General features: G+C 40.4%; 21 protein-coding genes. 20 read left to right on the top strand and 1 reads right to left on the bottom strand.

What is annotated here, in order from left to right; translation table 11 throughout:
* Positions 1-170: 170 nt before the first annotated feature.
* The 9 genes from GKZ87_20745 to GKZ87_20705 all read left to right on the top strand — a co-directional run bounded on the left by GKZ87_20745 (position 171) and on the right by GKZ87_20705 (position 11904).
* A complete protein-coding gene (locus GKZ87_20745; GenBank protein ID QSI27756.1) occupies positions 171-434 on the top strand; it encodes an iron-only hydrogenase system regulator in 264 nt (87 codons plus the stop codon).
* Entirely contained in the window at positions 427-1515 is a 1089-nt protein-coding gene (gene hydE / locus GKZ87_20740; GenBank protein QSI27755.1) for a [FeFe] hydrogenase H-cluster radical SAM maturase HydE, read from the top strand. Before GKZ87_20745 ends, hydE begins: the two co-directional genes overlap by 8 nt.
* Positions 1494-2912, top strand: a complete 1419-nt coding sequence (gene hydG / locus GKZ87_20735) for a [FeFe] hydrogenase H-cluster radical SAM maturase HydG (protein ID QSI27754.1) — start codon at positions 1494-1496, stop codon at positions 2910-2912. The genes hydE and hydG overlap by 22 nt, the downstream gene beginning before the upstream one ends.
* Positions 2913-2914: 2 nt before the next feature.
* Positions 2915-4108, top strand: a complete 1194-nt coding sequence (hydF, locus tag GKZ87_20730; GenBank protein QSI27753.1) for a [FeFe] hydrogenase H-cluster maturation GTPase HydF — start codon at positions 2915-2917, stop codon at positions 4106-4108.
* Positions 4109-4823: 715 nt separating this feature from the next.
* Positions 4824-5942, top strand: coding sequence for a hypothetical protein (locus GKZ87_20725; protein QSI28035.1), 1119 nt, complete (start codon positions 4824-4826; stop codon positions 5940-5942).
* A gap of 36 nt (positions 5943-5978) precedes the next feature.
* Entirely contained in the window at positions 5979-6143 is a 165-nt protein-coding gene (locus GKZ87_20720) for a hypothetical protein (protein QSI27752.1), read from the top strand.
* A gap of 323 nt (positions 6144-6466) precedes the next feature.
* The gene (locus tag GKZ87_20715) at positions 6467-7027 is read left to right on the top strand and encodes an aminoacyl-tRNA hydrolase (protein QSI27751.1); all 561 of its coding nucleotides are present in this window, start codon (positions 6467-6469) and stop codon (positions 7025-7027) included.
* Between the two features lie 10 nt (positions 7028-7037).
* On the top strand, positions 7038-10484 hold the full coding sequence (mfd, locus tag GKZ87_20710) for a transcription-repair coupling factor (GenBank protein QSI28034.1): 3447 nt from the start codon (positions 7038-7040) through the stop codon (positions 10482-10484).
* Positions 10485-10728: 244 nt separating this feature from the next.
* Positions 10729-11904, top strand: coding sequence for a methionine adenosyltransferase (locus GKZ87_20705; GenBank protein QSI27750.1), 1176 nt, complete (start codon positions 10729-10731; stop codon positions 11902-11904).
* Between the two features lie 124 nt (positions 11905-12028).
* Here GKZ87_20705 and GKZ87_20700 read toward each other — a convergent pair whose 3' ends face one another.
* Entirely contained in the window at positions 12029-12271 is a 243-nt protein-coding gene (locus GKZ87_20700; protein ID QSI27749.1) for a helix-turn-helix domain-containing protein, read from the bottom strand.
* Between the two features lie 252 nt (positions 12272-12523).
* On the opposite strand from GKZ87_20700, the gene GKZ87_20695 reads away from it, so the two are divergent.
* From GKZ87_20695 to GKZ87_20645, 11 genes are all read left to right on the top strand, one after another.
* On the top strand, positions 12524-13018 hold the full coding sequence (locus tag GKZ87_20695; protein ID QSI27748.1) for an AbrB/MazE/SpoVT family DNA-binding domain-containing protein: 495 nt from the start codon (positions 12524-12526) through the stop codon (positions 13016-13018).
* Positions 13019-13048: 30 nt separating this feature from the next.
* Positions 13049-13339, top strand: a complete 291-nt coding sequence (locus GKZ87_20690) for an RNA-binding S4 domain-containing protein (GenBank protein ID QSI27747.1) — start codon at positions 13049-13051, stop codon at positions 13337-13339.
* A 92-nt stretch (positions 13340-13431) separates the two neighbouring features.
* Positions 13432-13734: a sporulation protein YabP gene (gene yabP / locus GKZ87_20685; GenBank protein ID QSI27746.1), complete on the top strand. Its 303-nt coding sequence runs from the start codon at positions 13432-13434 to the stop codon at positions 13732-13734.
* Positions 13734-14198, top strand: coding sequence for a spore cortex biosynthesis protein YabQ (locus GKZ87_20680; GenBank protein QSI27745.1), 465 nt, complete (start codon positions 13734-13736; stop codon positions 14196-14198). Before yabP ends, GKZ87_20680 begins: the two co-directional genes overlap by 1 nt.
* Positions 14182-14469: a septum formation initiator family protein gene (locus GKZ87_20675; GenBank protein ID QSI27744.1), complete on the top strand. Its 288-nt coding sequence runs from the start codon at positions 14182-14184 to the stop codon at positions 14467-14469. The genes GKZ87_20680 and GKZ87_20675 overlap by 17 nt, the downstream gene beginning before the upstream one ends.
* A gap of 203 nt (positions 14470-14672) precedes the next feature.
* Positions 14673-14996: a septum formation initiator family protein gene (locus tag GKZ87_20670; GenBank protein ID QSI27743.1), complete on the top strand. Its 324-nt coding sequence runs from the start codon at positions 14673-14675 to the stop codon at positions 14994-14996.
* Between the two features lie 46 nt (positions 14997-15042).
* A complete protein-coding gene (locus tag GKZ87_20665) occupies positions 15043-15690 on the top strand; it encodes an HAD-IA family hydrolase (protein QSI27742.1) in 648 nt (215 codons plus the stop codon).
* Between the two features lie 195 nt (positions 15691-15885).
* Positions 15886-16197: a PTS lactose/cellobiose transporter subunit IIA gene (locus tag GKZ87_20660; GenBank protein QSI27741.1), complete on the top strand. Its 312-nt coding sequence runs from the start codon at positions 15886-15888 to the stop codon at positions 16195-16197.
* Positions 16198-16203: 6 nt separating this feature from the next.
* A complete protein-coding gene (locus GKZ87_20655; protein ID QSI27740.1) occupies positions 16204-16506 on the top strand; it encodes a PTS sugar transporter subunit IIB in 303 nt (100 codons plus the stop codon).
* Positions 16507-16509: 3 nt separating this feature from the next.
* Positions 16510-17808, top strand: coding sequence for a PTS sugar transporter subunit IIC (locus GKZ87_20650; GenBank protein ID QSI27739.1), 1299 nt, complete (start codon positions 16510-16512; stop codon positions 17806-17808).
* The gene (locus GKZ87_20645; GenBank protein QSI27738.1) at positions 17805-20966 is read left to right on the top strand and encodes an amidohydrolase family protein; all 3162 of its coding nucleotides are present in this window, start codon (positions 17805-17807) and stop codon (positions 20964-20966) included. The genes GKZ87_20650 and GKZ87_20645 overlap by 4 nt, the downstream gene beginning before the upstream one ends.
* Position 20967: the final 1 nt, after the last annotated feature.

Genomic DNA, 20967 nt, shown 5'->3' with positions numbered 1-20967 from the left:
AATCAAGGTGTTGAAGTGAGCGGAAAGTATACTGACCGTAAACATCAAACATGTTCGCTGACGATCTGCTTCTAAAGGAACAGCCTGAGGAAAAAGACGGGAATGCAAATTATTTTACTGTATTCTTGTTTTTTCAATGGACAAGAATTTTTTTATATCAGGAGGATATTATGGAAACAAGAGTTGCTGTTATTGGTATTATTGTTGAAAACACAGAATCGGCTGAGAAGATCAATTCCATACTGCATGAATATGCACAGTACATTATCGGACGTATGGGGGTTCCGTATCAGAAAAGAAAAATTTCTGTAATCAGTATTATTATGGATGCTCCGCAGCCTGTAATTTCTGCATTATCAGGGAAGCTAGGCAAGCTGGAGGGTGTGAGTACAAAAGCATTATATTCCAATGTGATGGAGAATGCAGATGGATGATTTTCGTGTATTGATTGAAAAGCTGTACCGCACCGGATGGCTTCAGGATGCGGAATTTTTAAAGCTGCTAAGCAATCATGAGGATGAAAAGCTGCGTAAGCTGCTTGCAGAATTTGCCAGAAGAACAGCACAGCGCTATTACGGAAACAAGGTGTATACCAGAGGATTGATAGAGTTTAGTAACTACTGCAAAAATGACTGCTACTATTGCGGTATCCGGCGCAGTAATGCTCAGGCACAGCGTTACCGTTTGGAAAAGGAAGATATTCTGTCCTGCTGCGAGGAAGGCTATAGACTTGGCTTTCGTACTTTTGTGTTACAGTCCGGGGAGGATGGGTTTTATACAGACGATATCCTGACAGATATCATTGTAACCATAAAATCCAAATATCCGGATTGTGCTTTGACACTTTCTCTGGGGGAAAAGGATAAAGAAAGCTATCAGCGGTTTTATGATGCAGGAGCTGACCGTTATCTGCTGCGGCATGAAACAAGCAATGAAAAGCATTACCGCTGTCTGCATCCGCAGGAGCTTACGATTGCACACCGTAAGCAATGTCTGTGGAATTTAAAATCCATCGGCTTTCAAACAGGCTGCGGAATTATGGTAGGTTCACCGTCACAGAAGCTACAGCATATCATAGAGGATTTGCATTTTATGAAGGAGCTGCAGCCGGAAATGGTAGGAATCGGCCCCTTTCTTCCCCATCATGATACGCCGTTTCGTAATGAGAAGCCGGGAAGCTACACACTGACGCTGACACTTCTCTCCATTATCCGACTGATTCTTCCTGATGTACTTCTTCCTGCAACGACTGCACTGGGAACCATACATCCGAAAGGAAGAGAGCAGGGGATTCTGGCTGGAGCCAATGTGGTTATGCCAAATCTGAGTCCGGTAGCTGTGAGAAAGAAATATATGCTGTATGACAATAAAATCTGCACCGGGGATGAAGCAGCCGAATGCAGAGTGTGTTTATCCAATCGTATGCGGAGTATCGGGTATGAGCTTGTGACAGATCGTGGCGACAGTATAAGAAAGATAGAGGAAAAACGGATATGTACAATAAACATTCATTAAAGGCTACGGAATTTATTGACGACGAGGAAATCAAAGAAACTTTACGCTATGCACAGGAGAATAAGCATAATGAGGAGCTGATCAGCGCTCTGATTGAGCGTGCAAAAGACTGCAAGGGTCTGACACACAGGGAAGCAGCGGTTTTACTGGAATGCGATTTGCCAAAGGAAAATGAAAAAATGTTTGCACTGGCGAAACAGATCAAGCAGAAGCTGTACGGGAACCGTATCGTTATGTTTGCACCGCTGTATCTGTCTAATTATTGTGTGAATGGCTGTGTATACTGTCCCTACCATTATAAGAATAAACATATACGAAGGAAAAAACTAAGTCAGGAGGAAATTCGTCAGGAGGTCATTGCTCTGCAGGATATGGGACATAAACGGCTTGCTTTGGAAACCGGAGAGGATCCTGTTCATTCTCCGATTGAGTATGTTTTGGAAAGTATCCGGACTATTTATGATATCAAGCATAAAAACGGCGCAATCCGCCGAGTGAATGTGAACATAGCAGCTACGAGTGTTGAGAATTACCGAAAGCTGAAGGAGGCTGGTATCGGTACATATATCCTTTTTCAGGAAACCTATAACAAGGAGTCCTATGAACAACTGCATCCCAACGGGCCAAAAGCGAATTATGCCTATCATACAGAGGCCATGGATCGTGCAATGGAGGGTGGAATTGATGATGTAGGCTGCGGCGTGCTGTTTGGTTTAAATATGTATCGCTATGATTTTGTAGGCTTGCTGATGCATGCTGAGCATCTGGAAGCGGTTCATGGTGTGGGGCCGCATACCATCAGTGTACCAAGAATCTGTCCGGCTGATGATATTGATCCTGATGAATTTTCAAATGCAATCAGTGATGAAATCTTCACGAAGATCGTTGCCGTGCTGCGTATCGCTGTACCATATACCGGTATGATTATTTCCACCAGGGAATCTCAGAAAACACGGGAAAAGGTACTTGATTTGGGAATTTCACAGATTTCCGGGGCATCCTCAACCAGTGTCGGAGGCTATGCAGTACCGGAAAAAGAGGAGGATAACAGTGCGCAGTTTGACGTTAGTGATAACCGTACACTCGATGAGGTGGTAAACTGGCTGCTCAGGCTGGGCTATATTCCAAGCTTTTGTACAGCCTGCTATCGGGAAGGAAGAACTGGAGACCGTTTCATGAGCCTGGTAAAATCCGGACAGATTGCAAATTGTTGTCATCCAAATGCTTTGCTTACCCTTCGGGAATATCTGGATGATTATGCCAGTGAGGAGACAAAGGCACTTGGCAGCAGTACGATTGAACAGGAATTAGACAATATCCCAAATGAAAAGGCAAGAGAAACCTGTGCATCATATCTTCATTCCATTGATGAAGGAAAACGGGATTTCCGGTTCTGATTATGAGTTTGAATGAAACACCGAATGCAGTACGGCTGCATATAGGAATATTCGGAAAGCGAAACAGCGGGAAATCCACACTGTTAAATGCAATAACCGGGCAGAAAATATCAACGGTATCTCCGATTGCGGGAACGACTACCGATCCGGTTATAAAAGCAATGGAGTTACACGGTCTGGGCCCTGTTGTGTTTTATGATACAGCAGGCTTCGATGATGAAGGGGAGCTTGGAGCGCTGCGTGTTGAAAAAACAAAGGAGATTACACAGAAAACAGATATGGCGATTCTGGTGTTCCGTGATCCTGATATTTCCTGGGAAATGGAATGGTATGATGCTCTCAAAGAAAAAAAGATTCCTGTTTTATGTATCTGGAATAAAGATAACAGGGATATGGCACAGGTTGAAAAAAGCTTACAGCGGATAAAACGTAAAATTGGAAATGATGTACTTGTTCTGGATGCCGCAAGGGATCAAATAACAGAAACAATACGGCAGGCCTTAATACGTTTATTACCTTGTGAGCTGACACAGGAGACGATAACAGGACATCTGGTATCACCACATGATTTGGTGCTTCTTGTTATGCCACAGGATATACAGGCTCCAAAGGGCAGGCTGATTCTGCCGCAGGTACAGACAATCCGCGATTTGCTGGATCATAAATGTATTGTACAGAGCTGTACAAGTGATACACTGGATGCTGCATTATCCACACTGGCAAAGCCGCCAAAGCTGATTATCACAGATTCACAGGTGTTTTCCCTGGTATATGAAAAAAAGCCGGAGGAAAGCCTGCTGACATCCTTTTCTGTTCTTTTTGCGAAATATAAGGGAGACATTCAGTATTTTATTGAAAGTGCCAAAGCAATCGACACATTGCATTCCACTAGCAGGGTTCTCATTGCCGAAGCCTGTACCCATGCCCCTCTCACAGAGGATATCGGCAGGGTAAAAATACCCGCTATGCTGAAGAAAAGGTATGGGGATGGTTTACAGATAGAAATTGTCAGTGGTACAGATTTTCCAAAGGATGTAAAGAAGTATGATTTGATTATTCATTGCGGTGCCTGCATGTTTAATAAAAAATATGTTCTTTCCAGAGTGGAACAGGCGAAGCAGGAAGGTGTGCCGATGACAAATTATGGTATTGCGATTGCCTATATCAAGAAGATTCTGGATCATATCACATATTAAAAAAATATAAAAAGTATAAGCTAATTGAAAAATTTTAATGAAGAAAGATAGTCTTTTCATATCTAAATAGTTTGATAAACTATTTAATATAATGTATTGAATATGTACTTTACGAATTGAAAAAGCTATTATAAAATATGTAAAAAAATAGGGGATATAGAAGATGGGGATTCTACTGACATAAGGTCATAGTATCTCCATTTTTTTATTTCTATGATAAGTATGTAAAATTATGAAGTGATAAGTTTTTAAATATTTGCTAAAACGATATATGAGGGTATAATTAAGTCGTGAGTAAAGTCGTGAGTAAAGTCGTGAGTTAGTCTAAAGTAAATCAAGATCCTTTGCTAAAACGATAGCGTAAGAGAACCGAGGCGATAGTATGCAGACATATCATATTCAGAGAAAAGGAAAATCAAGATCCCTGCGTGTTGTCCTTCTTGTGCTTGTTGCTGTCAGCGGCTGTAAAACCAATACCGGAACCACTTCTACTGCTGAGAAAGAGAAGCCATTTCAAACGCTTGTTGAACAGGGAGACGCATTATTAAATAATAAGGAATATGAAGCGGCAAGAGAAACCTATAGGAAAGCTGCAGAGATACCACAGAAATATTCTGCAATATATTATAAGCTGCTGTATTCATATGCCGAACAGCTTTCAGACTTCATACCAAAAGAAAGCAAAGCAATTTATGAAGGTGAAGGTGCAGTAAATATGCCACAGATCCTCAATATGCATAAGTACATACGAACAGGCTTTGATGAATACGGGTCTGCTCATCCATCGTATAACAATGCTGTATATGCCTGGGAATATACAAAGGACAGCCTGAATAATAAGGCACTTTATGCACATTATCAATATATCAGCTGCAAGGATAATACGCTTACGAAAACGGATGCAGACGGCAAGAAAACTGTCATATATAAAGGGAATGGGTATGGAAATATATGGATCATACAGAATCGCCTGTTCCTGTATCGAAATAACAGCAAGGAGAAACAGGAAAAGGAATTATTTTCAATAAACATGCAGGGGAAGGATTTGCATGTATATGGGAATTACGAGGTGAATGCAGTAAATGGCAATCAGCTTATTTTATCAGACAGTCAAGGTACCAAGCTCTATGTTATGGATACCGTTACAGAGAACATACAGCAGTTGGAGACAGATGCCCTCTTTTTATACGCAGACGGTGATACCGTATATTTTACTGCACATCCTGAGGATACAAGAGAACATATCATGCTGTATTCTATAAAAACAGATGGAACAAACCGTCACCAGCTTGCGGATATTCAGAAAGAAACTTTGCAGCTGCTTGATAGCATATCTTCCCCCTTGTATATCAACTGTGTACAGACAATACAGGAAACCGTATATTTCTCTTATGGTATCTACGCCGGCAGTATTGCGGCATATCAGGGCGGACAGCTTGCCAGTGTAAAAACAGATGGATCGGATTTTAAGCTGCTGGATGGAGCACCTGTGAATTTTACTGTATATGAGAATGGAAATATCATGGATGGAGGTAAATTGAATCAGCCGTTTCTGGATGCTAATGGTAATGTATGGCTGTATACACATAATAAAAAGATAAAGCTCTTAACAAACGGGAAAGAATATACCCGCCAGTCTACAGATACCAACCTTACCGATATACAAAATGTGGATGTTCAAGGAGATTATGTATATTACACTGTAAATCAAAGCATTGTTGATAAATCCGTATCTATTGGCTATAGAACAGGATACCGCTTGCAGTCTTCTACGTATTTCAGAAAAAATATGGAAACAGGGAAGATTGATCAGTTATATGAAATCTCTATTTAAAGAGCATGGATATGAAAAAAGGAGGGCTCGGATTTCATGGATAATAAAAAACTAAAACGTCCGGAATTTATATTACAAAAGGACTTCTTTGTGAAGGAAGCTGAAGCTGAACAGGAAAAGAATCAGGAAACAGAAACGCAAAACGAAATACCACAAGACCAGCCTCTTCCTAAAGAACGAATAAAAACACCTGCTGAATAGCTGCTATCTATTTCATGTTTCGGGGCAAACGGATCATTCATATGATATGGATTTGTAAGAAATCTACGTACAATAACCGTCTTGTCTACAAAAAACAACGCATAAAGCAGTACAGGAAAAGCAGGAAGAAGCCTGCTGCTTATACTGCTGTCTACTTCAAACTGGTAATAGAAAACATAACAATCATGATTTTTGCTGTGTTTTCTGCTATCAGCTTTTTATTTATCAGTGAATAACCATCCCTATCCAGTAAAAACAGGCTTTTTGGGATGTAATTCTGCGCTTTTTTGGTATAATATAGAAAGCGAAACTGAGGTGATTGCATGAAATTGATCGTAGGACTGGGAAATCCAGGAAAAGAATATGAAATGACACGTCATAATTCCGGCTTTTGTGTATTGGATGCCATAGCGGAAGAATGTCGTGTTGATATAGCACAAAAGAAATTTAAGGCATTGATTGCAAATACGAGAATTGGAAGTGAATCGGTACTTTTGATGAAGCCGCAGACCTTTATGAATCTATCCGGTGAGGCGGTACGTGCAGCCATGGACTTTTATAAGCTGTCTGCGGAAAATCTGCTTGTCATTTATGATGATCTGGATCTTCCTGTTGGAAAAATCCGTTTGCGTGCACAGGGAAGTGCCGGAGGACAGAATGGTATGAAAAACATCATTCGTCATATCGGTACGCAGGAATTTGACAGAATCCGTGTCGGTATCGGTAAGGATGCCCGTATTCCTGTCATTGACTGGGTACTGGGGAAGATACGTAAAGAAGAGCTGGATGATTATAAATCAGCAGTGGAGCTGGCAAGAGATGCGGCAATCTACAGCTGCTCTCATTCCTTTATGGATACGATGAGTCAGTTCAACAGGAAATAGGGGAATGAATATGGATATTCTTCTGAAGGAGCTGCAGCAGAATGATGCTGTTTTAAGTATTCAGAGAAAAGAAAGTGTATTAGGAAATTTATCCTATATGGAGGAAGCTCTTTTACTCGCGGCAGATTACCGCAAGAAACCGCACAAGCTTCTGATTATCAAAAATAATGCCTATACAGCACAGAAACTTTATGAGCGCCTGCAGGCTCTCCTTGGGGACGAAGTGCTGCTTTTCTCATTGGAGGAGTCACTGCGTGTGGAAGCGATTGCCGCATCTCCGGAGGCCAAGGCGGTACAGATGGAAAGTATGGCCCGTCTGCAGCAGCAGGATTCCTATATTGCCGTACTTAATACCGCGGCAGCGATACGTTTTCTGCCATCCCCTGAAATATTTAGAAATCACTGCATCACACTGAAGCAGGATCAGGAAATAGAATATGAGGACTTAAAGCAGTTACTCTTTGAGGCTGGCTATACGCATGTCAGTCGTGTTGATCAGCCTTTATGCTATGCAGCGCGTGGTGGCATTATTGACGTGTATTCGATGAATTACGACCATCCGCTGCGTATCGAATTTTTTGACAATATCATAGACAGTATCCGCTTCTTTGATATTTCCACACAGCGGACGATAGAAATTGTGAAGGATGCTATGATTATCCCTGCAAGCGACCTTCTGTTTACTGATGCACAGGTAGCGGAAATTGTGGAGCATGCCAATAAAGAATTGAAAAAACAACTGCCGCAGCATGATGCTTCTTTGCAAAAGGTTTTACAGGAGCATGTGAATGAGGATTTGGATCTGATCAGTAACCATATGATGGAAAGCAGATTTTATAAATACTACGCTTTCCTGAAAAACAGAAGCACGATATTTGATTATGCACAGGATGCTCAGGTTATTTTGTCCAGCGTTGAGGAAGTACAGGACAGCATAAAAAATATGCATGAGGAAATGGTTGCTTATTTGCAGGAGCTGTTTCAGGAGGGAATCAGTCTGCACAGCTTTGATGTATTTGCAGATGTAAGCACTGCTATAAAACAGCATGCACGCATGGATTTTCATCAGTTTGTAGATTATAAAAAGCCGATTACCTCACAGATTATGACCATGTCGCTTGGAGATATCAATCTGGAGCGAACGATGCAGGAGGTATTGCATCAGGCCAGAGAGAAAAAGGTTTTGCTCTGCCTTGATCAAAAGGAACAGGAACAGGTGAAAAAGCTGCTGGAGGAAGCTAACGTATTCTGGCGCACGGTAACAAACAAGGATACATTGGAAAAAGGTATCCAGTTTCTGAAGATGCGCCTTCCGGAAGGCTTCACCTGTCTGAAGGAACAAATCTGCGTATATACCAGCAAGGAATTATTCCACAGTGTCAAAAAAGCGACCCGCTATAGTAATAAATTTAAAGAGGCGGAGGTGCTGCATGATTATCAGGAATTAAGTGTCGGAGATTACGTTGTACATAACCAGCATGGTATTGGTAAATATTTGGGAATTGTAAATAAAAAAATAGATGGTGTACATAAGGATTTTTTGCATATCGCCTATAAGGGAGATGATGTTCTGCTTGTCCCTTTGGAGCAGTTTAAGCTCATTCGTAAATTTGTTTCCAAGGAAGGCGCAAGTCCGAAGCTGAATAAGCTGGGCAGCGGGGAATGGGAGAAAACAAAGAAAAAGGTCAGTGCAAAAATTGCAGAGCTGGCAGATCGTCTGGTAAAGCTGTATGCATCACGCGATGAAAATATCGGTCATGCCTTCGCAAAGGATACACCGTTACAAAAGCAGTTTGAAGAAGATTTCGAATATGAGCTGACCCCGGATCAGGCAAGAGCAGTTCAGGAAATCAAGCAGGATATGGAATCTGCAAAGCCGATGGACCGTTTACTTTGCGGGGATGTCGGATTTGGCAAGACAGAGGTTGCGGCACGTGCTGCATTTAAGGCAGTAGCGGATGGCAGACAAGTGGCATTTTTATGTCCAACAACAATTCTTTCCCTTCAGCATTACAAAACCTTTCGGAAACGGTTCCGTAATTTTCCGGTAAATATAGCTGTGGTAAACCGGTTTATCAAGCCGGCAGACCAGAAGCATATCATTCATGATCTGAAGGAAGGCAATGTAGATATTTTGATTGGGACACACCGTCTGTTGTCAAAGGATATCGTATTCAAAGACCTTGGCTTGCTTGTCATTGATGAGGAACAGCGCTTTGGTGTGGAGCATAAGGAAAAAATAAAGGAATTGAAAAACAGTGTGGATGTGTTATCTCTAAGTGCGACCCCGATACCGCGTACCCTGCAGATGTCCCTAATCGGTATCCGTTCCCTGTCACAGTTGGAAACACCGCCGATGAACCGTATGCCGGTACAGACATACGTCATTGAGAAGAATTTTCAGATGGTAAAGGAAATCATACAGCGGGAGCTTGCACGAAACGGACAGGTGTTTTATCTGTATAACAATGTAAAGGAAATTTATAATGTCGCCCGCAAGCTGCGTGATGCGATGCCGGAGGTCGAAATCGGTGTTGCGCACGGACAGATGGCACGTGAGGATATCGAGGATGTTATGCTGCAATTTACCGATAATAAATACCAGGTGCTTGTCTGTACAACCATCATTGAAACAGGTATCGATATTCCCAATGCCAATACGATTCTGATTGAGGATGCGGATCACTTTGGTTTGAGCCAGCTGTATCAGATTAAGGGCAGAGTGGGTAGAAGTGACCGTCTTGCTTATGCCTATTTAATGTATTCCCCGCAAAAGCAGTTGAGTGAGATTGCCATGAAGCGGTTAAAATCGATAAAGGAATTTACACAGTTAGGCAGCGGCTATAAAATAGCAATGCGGGATTTGACGATACGAGGCGCCGGAGATATGCTGGGGCCACAGCAGGCTGGCTTTATTGATACGGTCGGTATTGATATGTATATTGAAATGCTGAATAGTGCTATCATGGAGAAAAAGGGAATCAAGCAGGAAGTGAAGCCGGAAATGACAAAGGCAAATGTCAAGGTGGATGCATATATTCCCAGTACCTTTGCGACAGAGGATTATGAAAAAATCACCCTGTATCAGCGGATGGAGGATATACATACAAAGCAGGAGCTGCTTGCTATGATGGATGAAATCAAGGATAATTATGGTAAGCTGCCGAAAGCGGTGCAGCTGCTATTTGAAAAGAAGCGCCTGGATATATGCATCAATGAAGTACATGTAGATGCTTTCCGTGAGCTGCCAAAAGCGGTCGAGCTGACATTTACCAGTGCGTGGTCAAACAGCATAGATGGCGTGGCATTGTTTGAAATGATGACGACGATATCAAAAAATATTACCATACGCTTTGTAAATGGTAAGATTACCATGAAGCTGCCAAAAATTAAGGACTGGCTGTATATTGTGATTGAAGTGCTGGAACGAACAGAGCCAATGGGAAAGGAAGCGTAAGTCTTTGGAATTTATCATAATACAATCAAAGAAATACACGATACTTCTTAACATCCAGCTTTCATGAAACAACAGAAATATATGATTATAATTTCATTGTATTTCCTGAATATCATTTGATTTACTGCTCCACAGTTATCAATGATTCATGTATTTACAACTTTCCAAGGTTCTGCTTGTCTAGCAATAAGGAAAGATGTAAAATAAGAACGATAGTAATTCATATAAAAGAGAGGATACAAATATGTTAAACAAACAATTTTTTACTTCCGAGTCAGTAACGGAAGGACATCCTGATAAAATCTGTGACCAGATCAGTGATGCAGTACTTGACGCCATTCTGGCACAGGATCCGGATGCGCGCGTTGCCTGTGAAACCTGCTGTACAACCGGTATGGTTATGATCATGGGCGAAATTTCCACCTCTTGTTATGTAGATATTCCAAGCATTGCAAGAAATGTTGTACTGGATATCGGATATGACAGAGCAAAATACGGATTTGACGGAACTACCTGTTCTGTTTTAACATCCATTGATGAGCAGTCAAAGGATATAGCACTTGGTGTTGATCACTCTCTGGAAACAAAAGAGGGTGGAGAAGAAAATAACGGCGCAGGTGATCAGGGAATGATGTTCGGATATGCCTGTGATGAAACACCGGAATATATGCCGCTTCCGATTTCACTTGCACATCGTTTGGCACGCCGCCTTACAGAAGTACGAAAGAATGGTACACTGGATTATCTGCGTCCGGATGGTAAGACACAGGTAACCGTTGAATATGAAAACGATCGTCCAACCCGTGTGGATACGATTGTAATTTCCACACAGCACTCTGATACTGTAGCACTGGAAACGATTCGTGAGGATTTGAAGAAGCATGTTATTGATGAAATTGTGGATGCTGCACTTATGGATGATGAAACTAAAATCTATATCAATCCAACAGGACGCTTTGTCATTGGCGGGCCGCAGGGAGACAGCGGCTTGACTGGAAGAAAAATTATTGTGGATACCTATGGCGGTATGGCACGTCACGGCGGTGGTGCCTTCTCCGGTAAGGATCCAACAAAGGTGGATCGCAGTGCTGCCTATGCTGCACGTTATGTTGCCAAAAATATTGTAGCAGCCGGACTGGCACGAAAGTGTGAAATTCAGCTTGCCTACGCGATTGGTGTGGCACAGCCCGTCAGCATACTTGCGGATACCTTCGGTACCGGAATACTATGCGATGAGGAGATTGCGGATATCGTAAGAAAAGAATTTGATCTTCGCCCTACTGCAATTATCAATACCCTGGAGCTGCGCAAGCCAATTTATCGAAGCCTTGCAGCTTACGGGCATTTCGGTCGTGAGGATTTGCAGGTAAAATGGGAGAGTACTGAGCCTTCCAAACGCTTAAAAGCATATGTAAAGTAAGATAAAAAGATGGGGCTGTAACGCATAAAAGATATAGCTCCATTTCTTACTTATCTAATAAAAAAACGGTTATGGGATTGCATGAATAATTCCCATAACCGTTTTTTTCAGGTGATGTAAACCCCTATTTAATTTCCTGATCCAGATTTTTGAATACATCGGTATCAAAAAATTCAACAAGAGTAATATCCAGTCCGTCACAGATTTTCTTAATCGTTGAAACGGTAGGATTCTTACTTCTTCCTGATGTGATGTTGCTCAGCGTAGACTGCGTCATTCCACACATGATACTGAGCTTGTTCAGAGAAATTTTTCTCTCGTCGCACAGATCATGAATCCGCTCACAACATACTTGTCCCATTGTCATGTCAGATCACTCCTATTTCTATTGACACATACATTCTAAATGTTTTTATGTATAAAAGGTTAATTTAATATAGTTATATTTGTTATAACAATTAGTTTTGTGAAAAATTACCTTCATTTTCGATAATTTTTAAGCAAAATATGTTTGAAAACGATTACTTTTCTTATGATGACAATACAGACTTTCTATAGACAATAAGGTATAAAGCGAATATCTATGTCCATACTACTTGAAGAAAAGGAGTGTCTATAAATGAAAGCGACAGGAATTGTAAGACGTCTTGACGACCTTGGACGACTGGTCATACCAAAAGAAATTAGAAAGCAGTACCGCATGAAGGAAGGAGATTCCATCGAATTTTTTATCGATAATGACAGAATCGTGATTCAGAAATTTGATGTTATGTCCAAGCATATGGAAGAAATCATGATCATGTGTGATACGCTGCGTGCCATATATCAGAATACAGTCTTTTTCCTGAAGGATGAATGTCTGGTGAAAACAGAGCATAAGGTGCATGAACACTTTCTTATGATAGCACAGACACATCGTATGAAGGAGTTTGAAAATGAACGTATTTATGAGGATAGTGCACAGCGCTATAAGGGTTTGATTTATCCAGTGACCGCCTATGGTGACTGGTATGGCTCCTTTATTATCGTATTTGATAAAAAAGAGCTTGAAAAATCAGAGCTATATGCTGTAGAAGCATTTGTACAACTTTTATCTCGCCAACAGCAGCAATAAATGGTAAACTTATCTGTAGAGGTGAGAATTATGCGTCTTGATAAATATCTGAAAACGGCGCGCATACTGAAACGCAGAACAGTTTCAAAGGAGCTTGCGGATCAGGAGCGTGTTTATGTAAACGGAAAAATCGCAAAGCCTTCAACAGATGTTAAGATTGGTGATACGATCAAGGTTATTTTCGGGTATCGGGAATTAACAGTTAGGGTAACGATGATTCAAAAGCAGGCCAATAAAAATGATGCCTCCCTGATGTTTGAGGTCATAGAAGAAAAGCTGATAAAAAAAGAAGAAGTAAAAGATATTCTGGCAGAGCAGTAATGCCGGGATATTTTTTTTGTATTCCTCATACGTTCTATTCGTCCTGTTTCATACATAGATTGTAATGAAATTGAAATAAGGAGGAATCTTGTATGGAAGATAACATTAGCAATCCGCTTCGTTTTGAAACGAATCCATATCATAACGTAGTTATCAAGGATCGAAAGGTGATGGAGCTGACCGGTGTCAAGCAGATAGACAGCTTCGATTCCAGTGAATTTCTGTTAGAGACAGCACAGGGATGGATGGTAATTCAGGGAAAGGATCTGACGCTTGGCAAGCTGGATACGGAACGCGGTGATGTGGTGATTCGCGGCGTCATTGAAGCATTATCCTATGTATCCAATAAAAAGGGAAACGGAAAGGAATCAGTGATTTCAAAAATCTTTAAATAATGCTGCTGCCTACTCAGATACAGGCGATACTCTATCATTTTTTAATGGGATGGGTATATGCTTTCGGCTTCAGTTTCTTAATCAGCTTTGTGAAATATCTCCGTTTTCCGATTTTCAAAGGTATCGTTGAGATCCTGTATCATATTCTGTTTACATCCCTTATGTTTTTTGGACTGTACAAGATCAATGGTGGTATCACCAATATTTATCTCATCTGCTTTTTTCTTCTCGGCGCTTTTATTTATTTCACATGGTATCTCAGCGTATTTATGCAGCTTTTTACAGCAATCCGCAGGCTGCTGCATCCGTTTAAAGTGAAACTTCTCGTTGCCAAATCGAAAATAGTTGCTATAATTAGATTACCAGGCAAAATCAGGAAGAGGAGGAAAGCGAATGCAAAACGAAAAAAAAGCAGCCGTAAAAAAAAGAAAAAGAAAAAAGCATCCGATGAAACTCCTGATTAGTCTTCTCGCTATAGGGGTTTCATGTTATCTTATATATGCAGCAAGTAAGGATGTAATCGTTATGCTGGATCTGAAACAGGAAATCTCCGCAAACAATGAAGCAATCAATAAGCTATCAACACAAAAAAAGGATCTTGCATCACAAAAGAAAAAGCTGGAGGATCCTGAATATGTGAAGCGTTATGCAAGGGATAAATTTTTGGTAAGTAAAAAAGGTGAACAGGTGTTCCGGCTTCCGGGTGGAAACAGTAATGATTCTGATGATAAATAACTCTGTAGTGATGTCTTATATACACTGCAGAGTTTTTATATACTGTGGATATTCCAAAATAAATATATTACAGAACTATTTGCAAAACATTATCATAATTTAGAATATTATATCTGAAAACGGTACCTTTCTATATGAAAAAGTCCTTGTCAAAATGCTTTTCTCTGCTTATAATATGATTACAGCATATAAGGAGGAGCAGCATGGCAAACGAGAAACGAACGGTCAAAAAGAAAAAAAACAAGATTAAAACCTTTTTAAGTCTGGCTGCTATTTTCATTGCATGCTTTCTGATTTATGCTGCAAGCTCTGATCTTATGATGACAATGAAGCTGAAGGATGAAATCACTTCTTCAGAGGAAATGATAAGCTCTTTGGAAAATCAGAAAAATGACCTGTCCAAGGAAAAAGAAAACCTGGAAAATCCGGAATATGTAAAACGGTTTGCCAGAGGAAAATATATGGTCAGCAAGCCAGGCGAGCAGGTGTTTAAGCTACCGGCTAAAAATGATAAAGATGATGACTGATTCCCTATAGTGAGCTATAGGGATTTTTGATATGGAGGACTTGGCAATGAAAAAATGGGAAGCGGTTATTTTTGATATGGATGGAACGCTGTTTGATACAGAGACAATTTCGATGAAGGCGTGGAAAAGAGTTGGTGAGAAGCTTCACCTTCCCACTAGTGACACATTTATCCTTTCACTGATTGGCAGAACGAGAAAGGATCAGCAGGTTATATTCGATACATACATGCCAAAGAGCTGGCCGCAGGAGGAAGCATGCCGTCTTCATACGCTTTATAAAAAGGAAGAAAAGCAGCAAAACGGTGTACCTCTTATGGGAGATGTCAAGGGTTTACTGGAAATGGTTAAGGATAAGGGATACCGTATTGCTATGGCGACTAGTGCTTCTGCAGAGGATGTAGAATTCAATTTACATCATGCAGGAATTGCACCTTACTTCGAAATTATCGTCAATGAGGAAATGATAAGTCAGGGAAAACCAGCGCCGGATGTATATCTAAAGACGGCAGAAATGCTGGGTGTTCAGCCGCAGAAATGTCTTGTGGTAGAGGATAGTCTGAATGGTGTGCGTTCTGCATATCGCGCAAATACAAACGTTGTGATGATACCGGACAAGGTTCCGCCTACAAAGGAAATTGAATCCATGTGCAATTATATATTACATAGTCTTGATGAATTGAAAAATATGATCTAAGGACATCAAATAAAAAGGTATAAGAAAAAGGTTAATGTAAGGGAAGATGCAGTTACATCTATAGGGGTGTGGCTGCTTTTTATTTATATAGTTATTAGTTAAATATAGTTTCACTGTTCTTCTCTTAGAAGGGGAAGTTAAAGAAAACATGAAATTTGCTGCAATGATATACTGAAATCGAAAGGAGGCATGGCAATGGAAGAATTGGAAATCTCTCTTATGCAGATTATATCCTATAGCGGGGAGGCCAGATCACTGTGTTTTGAAGCATTAGAAAATTATCGTGAGGGGAAAAAAAATACAGGATTAAACCTTTATAAAGATGCTGAAGAAAATCTTTATACTGCGAAACGTGCTCATAGTAAAATTTTGCAGCAATTTGCCAGTGGTGATTTTGATCAAGTCAGTCTATTGATGGTTCATGCAGAGGATCAAATGATGGCTAGTGAAATCATTTATCAAATGACAAGGGAATTATTCAAATGTTTAAGTGAAATGAAAGGATGATGCATAATGTTAAAAATTATTCTCGTATGTAATGCAGGGATGTCCACAGCAATGATGGCAAAAAAAATGAATGAGCAGTCAGAGGGGTATTGTTATGTTGAAGCATATGGTGATGGAGATTTCATGAATTATTTACAAGGCTGTGATCTGATTCTGGTAGGCCCTCAGATCCGCCATGAAATTCCGCGAATTAAAAAATTTGTGGAATCTTCAGTACCTGTTGTAAGCATGAATCCATCTTATTATGGGTTGATGAATGCAAAGGGTGTTATCGAGGATGTTAAAAAAATAATGAAAGAGAGAAATTAAAAAATGGAAAGTATGAAGGACAAAATTGAGGCTAAAGTGCTTGATATTTCTGCGAAGCTGAGTACGCAGACACACTTGCTTGCACTTCGAAACACATTTATGACCATACTGCCTATTATGGTTTTTGGCGGTTTATCAGCGGTTATATCAGCAGCTCCTGTAACAGAAAAAACAACCAATGGCTTTCTTCTTGCATGGGCAGGCTTTGTGTCAGATTACGGGTATGTATTTTCCTGGATTTCTGTTTTAAGTCTGGGCTTTATAACATTATATGTTGCGCTGGGTATTACACATTATCTGTGTAAAAACTACAATATTGAGGAACTGATTCCAAACTTTATCACCGTTTTTGGTCTGTTTATGCTGGCAGTGAGAATAGAAAAATTACAATATGGGTTATCGCTTGCAGATTTGAATTTTCTGGATGGGAAGGGTCTTCTGGTAGGTATCTTTGTGTCTATTGTCACAGTGGAGATTTACCGCTTTCTGAAGTCTAAAAATTTCGGAAAAATTAAAATGCCGGACAGTGTTCCAGCATCTTTATCAGAGACCTTTGCATCCTTATCGATTGCAGTACTGATCATGTTTTTATATTTGATTATGTTTATTATATTCCATAATATGGATACAACCTTTGCAATGTGGCTTAGCTCTGTAATTGCTCCGCAAATTAAAGCAACAGACAGCTTATGGTTTATTCTGCTCATGACCTTTATCATAAATGCAGCATGGTTTTTCGGAATTCATAATGCAACGTTCTGGGGACTGATGGGGCCAATTATGATGATGAATATTTCTGCAAATGCAGGACAGCTTTCCGCAGGAATGGTACCTACTGCAATACTGACGGAAGCATTTTGGATTTATTTTGTTTGTATCGGTGGGGTAGGCTCCTGTCTTTCGCTTGCAATTCTCCTCTGTTTCTCGAAAGCAAAATTGTTAAAAATCGTAGGAAAGGTTGGGATCATCCCTGCATTCTTCGGAATATCCGAACCGATTACATTCGGACTTCCTATGATGTTAAATCCTATATTCTTTGTACCCTGTTCCCTTGTTTCTGTTGTAAATGCAATCATAGCATTCCTTTGTTTAAATACAGGACTGATAGGAAAAACCTATGCGATGCTTTCCTTTAATATGCCTAGTATTTTTGGAGCATATTTCTCAACAGGAGATTTTAAAGCAGTTATTCTTGTTGCTATACTGATTGTCATTGATATGATTCTATATTTCCCATTCATGAAGATTTATGAAAAGCAGCAGTTGAGAATAGAACAGCAGGATGAAGCACAGGCCGGATGATGTATAAAATGCAAGCAAATACGAAAAAGCTTACAGCTGCGGCGATGGGTGAAATAGAAAATGATTTAGTAATCACTGGCTGCAGAATCTTTAACGTATTTACGAAAGAATTTTTGCATGGTACTGTCTATATAACGGATTCGTTTATCACACATGTAGATTATGATACAAAAAGCCAATTACTACCATCAAAAGAGCATATGCATTTACAGGGTATCTTGTGTCCGGGCTTTATAGATGCCCATACGCATATAGAAAGCTCCCTGTTGGTTCCGGAAAACTATGCTTCTATGGTATTGCCGCATGGAACGACAACGGTTTTGGAGGATGCTCATGAAATCGCAAATGTTATGGGGGTTGAAGGAATCCAATATATGCTAAATGCATCAGAGCATCTGCCCATGCGACAGCTGATGCTGCTTCCATCCTGTGTCCCAAGTCTTCCAGGATTTGAATCCGCCGGAGCTGAATTATATGCTGACGATTATAAGGAATTATTTCATCATCCCCGTGTTGTTGGGTTAGGGGAGGTAATGGATTATGAAGGTGTTCTTTCCGGTGATAAACGTATACATGATCTACTGGAGGCTGCCAAAAAGCAGGACTGCTTTTTACAGGGTCACTCTCCCATGCTGCAGGGGAAAAAGCTTTCCGCCTATCTGTGTGCAGGCCCAAAATCCTGTCATGAAGTAAAAACAGGGGAAGAAGCTCTTGAAAAGTACAGAAAGGGTATGTGGATTGATATCAGAGAGGCGAATACGCAGGGGCGTATGAAGGAAATACTGGAGGCCTTTCAGGATATCCGTGACTATAGCCGTATCTGCTTTTGTAGCGATGACCGCCGCTGTAATGTGACAGAGGATTTGGGACATATGGATTATATGATAAAAAAGGCAGTAGCCCTTGGTATGCCGGTTGAGGATGCATTGCTTGCTGCAAGCTATCATGTTGCTCAGGAAGCGAATCTGCCACAGCTTGGAGCCATTGCCCCTGGATATGCTGCTGATATAGTGCTGTTAAATGATACAACCAATTTACAGGTACAAGCTGTATTCTATGAGGGAAAGCCTGTATGTAAAGGACAGAAATTATTAAAGCCAATAAAAATTTCTGCATATACTAAGCAAATGGAAAAGAAAAATACCGTTCGTATGACACCGTTTCATATGTCTGATTTCATGATAAAAGCAAAAGGTCCATTTTCTAAATTAAATATCATAAGTTTTGAATCAGAATATACATCGACATCATATTTAAAAACACGAGTTTGTATGGTTCACAAAGGGAACGTTCAGCTTAATAGAAAGCATAAGCAACTGTATCTTGCTGTATTCAACCGTTATAATCAAAAGCAAAGAGCAGTTTGTATAGTAGAAAAATTTGGCATCGATCATGGTGCCGTAGCCAGCAGTATATCGCATGACAGTCACAATATATGCGTTGTATACGATACTCTGGAGAATGGCTTACTGGCTGTTACCCAGATACAAGAAATGAACGGCGGATTCTGTGCTGTTGAACATGGACATGTTATTGCAGCAATGCCGCTTCCAGTAGCCGGATTGATGACCTCAGCAGCTGCAGAGGAAGCAGCAGAGCAGGTAAATACCATGGCAGCTGCTTTCCGAAGGCTGGGAAATACCTTTCTTGAAAATCCGGTTTCCAGAATTACGATTATGAATCTGCTGGTTTGTCCATATTGCAAGCTGTCAGATCATGGACTTGTTATGACAGAGGATAAAAAGCTAATACCTGTAGTGAAAGAGGAGGGAATTATGTTAAATGATTGCTATGAAAATGTTGTATTAAAAAAAGTACCGTTTCCTGAAGAGGAATCTTGTACTCCGGTTTTATTATCGGATGCTACCATACAGGAAAGATTGGACAAAGTTATATGCAAAATGAAGGAGAGGAAACTGGATTGTATTGCAGTGTATGCAGATGTAGAGCATGGAGCAAATTTTGAATATTTAACCGGATTTATTCCGCGTTTTGAAGAAGCACTGCTTATTCTTCATAAAAATAAAGATGCATATCTGCTTCTTGGAAATGAGGTGCTTTCTTTAGCCAGGCATGCAAGAATTGCTGCAAAGGGATTGCATATGTCTTACTTTTCTTTACCGGATCAGCCGCTGAATGAAGAACAGGATCTCCTACATGTTTTGAAAAAAGCGGGAATTCAGGAGGGGATGCAGCTTGGTATTGTCGGGTGGAAGGGCTTTTACCGCCTGAAAAAGGAGCTGTTTGATATTCCTTTCTATATGATTGAAGCGATGAGAGCTTGTAAAGCTGTGTTAAGGAATGCTACGGATCTGTTTATATCTCCTGCCTATGGGGTGAGAACAATAAATAATGCAAATGAAATTGCACATTATGAATATGGTCAGATACTGGCAGCAAAAGGCTTGCAAAGAGCCATTCTGGCTTTAAAGCCTGGAAAAACAGAGGTCGAGCTGGGAGGATTGCTTGAAGCAGAGGGACAGGTACATAATGTTGTAACCATATGCTCCAGTGGGAAGCGTTTTGAAAAAGCGAATTTATATCCAATGCATAAACCTGTACAGAAAGGGGAACGTATTTCTTTAACTGTCGGCTATAAGGGTGGTTTAGCAAGCAGGGCTGCTTTTGTGGCAAATAGCAGAGAAGACTTGCCATCAAATATAAGAGATTATGAAGAAAAGATCGCGAAGCCCTATTATGCAGCTATCTGCACCTGGCTTGAACATATTCATATAGGTATGGAAGGAAAAGAGGTACATGATCTGGTAGATACAATACTGCCAAAAGATAAATTTCATTGGAAACTAAATCCGGGTCATTTAAGTGCCGATGAGGAATGGCTGAGCAGCCCTATATATGAAGGGTCGAAGGAACAATTAAGGAGCGGTATGATTTTACAGATTGATATCATTCCCTCAGTGGAAGGATATCCTGGCTGCTGTTGTGAAAACGGAATTGTTCTTGCGGATGATAATTTGAAAAAGGAAATTCAAAAGGCTTATCCGGATACCTGGAATCGTATGCAGGAAAGAAGAAAATATCTGGAAAAGACACTGGGTATATATTTGCATAGTGATGTATTACCGTTAACAAACATGGTAGCGTATTATACACCATATCTGATGAATCACGAATACGCATATACCTGGAATCAGTAAG

Source organism: Erysipelotrichaceae bacterium 66202529, from assembly GCA_017161075.1.
Taxonomy (GTDB): Bacteria; Bacillota_I; Bacilli_A; order Erysipelotrichales; family Erysipelotrichaceae; genus Clostridium_AQ.
Note: the sequence above shows the minus strand (reverse complement) of the source record. Positions and strands in the feature narration are given on the sequence as shown.

Coding starts and splice junctions, on each gene's coding strand:
- GKZ87_20715 (QSI27751.1), top strand. CDS start 6,467: ATGAAATTGATCGTAGGACTGGGAAATCCAGGAAAAGAATATGAAATG.
- GKZ87_20675 (QSI27744.1), top strand. CDS start 14,182: ATGAAACTCCTGATTAGTCTTCTCGCTATAGGGGTTTCATGTTATCTT.
- hydG (QSI27754.1), top strand. CDS start 1,494: ATGTACAATAAACATTCATTAAAGGCTACGGAATTTATTGACGACGAG.
- yabP (QSI27746.1), top strand. CDS start 13,432: ATGGAAGATAACATTAGCAATCCGCTTCGTTTTGAAACGAATCCATAT.
- GKZ87_20705 (QSI27750.1), top strand. CDS start 10,729: ATGTTAAACAAACAATTTTTTACTTCCGAGTCAGTAACGGAAGGACAT.
- GKZ87_20645 (QSI27738.1), top strand. CDS start 17,805: ATGATGTATAAAATGCAAGCAAATACGAAAAAGCTTACAGCTGCGGCG.
- hydE (QSI27755.1), top strand. CDS start 427: ATGGATGATTTTCGTGTATTGATTGAAAAGCTGTACCGCACCGGATGG.
- GKZ87_20725 (QSI28035.1), top strand. CDS start 4,824: ATGCCACAGATCCTCAATATGCATAAGTACATACGAACAGGCTTTGAT.
- GKZ87_20680 (QSI27745.1), top strand. CDS start 13,734: ATGCTGCTGCCTACTCAGATACAGGCGATACTCTATCATTTTTTAATG.
- GKZ87_20660 (QSI27741.1), top strand. CDS start 15,886: ATGGAAGAATTGGAAATCTCTCTTATGCAGATTATATCCTATAGCGGG.
- mfd (QSI28034.1), top strand. CDS start 7,038: ATGGATATTCTTCTGAAGGAGCTGCAGCAGAATGATGCTGTTTTAAGT.
- GKZ87_20700 (QSI27749.1), bottom strand. CDS start 12,271: ATGACAATGGGACAAGTATGTTGTGAGCGGATTCATGATCTGTGCGAC.
- GKZ87_20650 (QSI27739.1), top strand. CDS start 16,510: ATGGAAAGTATGAAGGACAAAATTGAGGCTAAAGTGCTTGATATTTCT.
- GKZ87_20720 (QSI27752.1), top strand. CDS start 5,979: ATGGATAATAAAAAACTAAAACGTCCGGAATTTATATTACAAAAGGAC.
- GKZ87_20665 (QSI27742.1), top strand. CDS start 15,043: ATGAAAAAATGGGAAGCGGTTATTTTTGATATGGATGGAACGCTGTTT.
- hydF (QSI27753.1), top strand. CDS start 2,915: ATGAGTTTGAATGAAACACCGAATGCAGTACGGCTGCATATAGGAATA.
- GKZ87_20655 (QSI27740.1), top strand. CDS start 16,204: ATGTTAAAAATTATTCTCGTATGTAATGCAGGGATGTCCACAGCAATG.
- GKZ87_20670 (QSI27743.1), top strand. CDS start 14,673: ATGGCAAACGAGAAACGAACGGTCAAAAAGAAAAAAAACAAGATTAAA.
- GKZ87_20695 (QSI27748.1), top strand. CDS start 12,524: ATGAAAGCGACAGGAATTGTAAGACGTCTTGACGACCTTGGACGACTG.
- GKZ87_20745 (QSI27756.1), top strand. CDS start 171: ATGGAAACAAGAGTTGCTGTTATTGGTATTATTGTTGAAAACACAGAA.
- GKZ87_20690 (QSI27747.1), top strand. CDS start 13,049: ATGCGTCTTGATAAATATCTGAAAACGGCGCGCATACTGAAACGCAGA.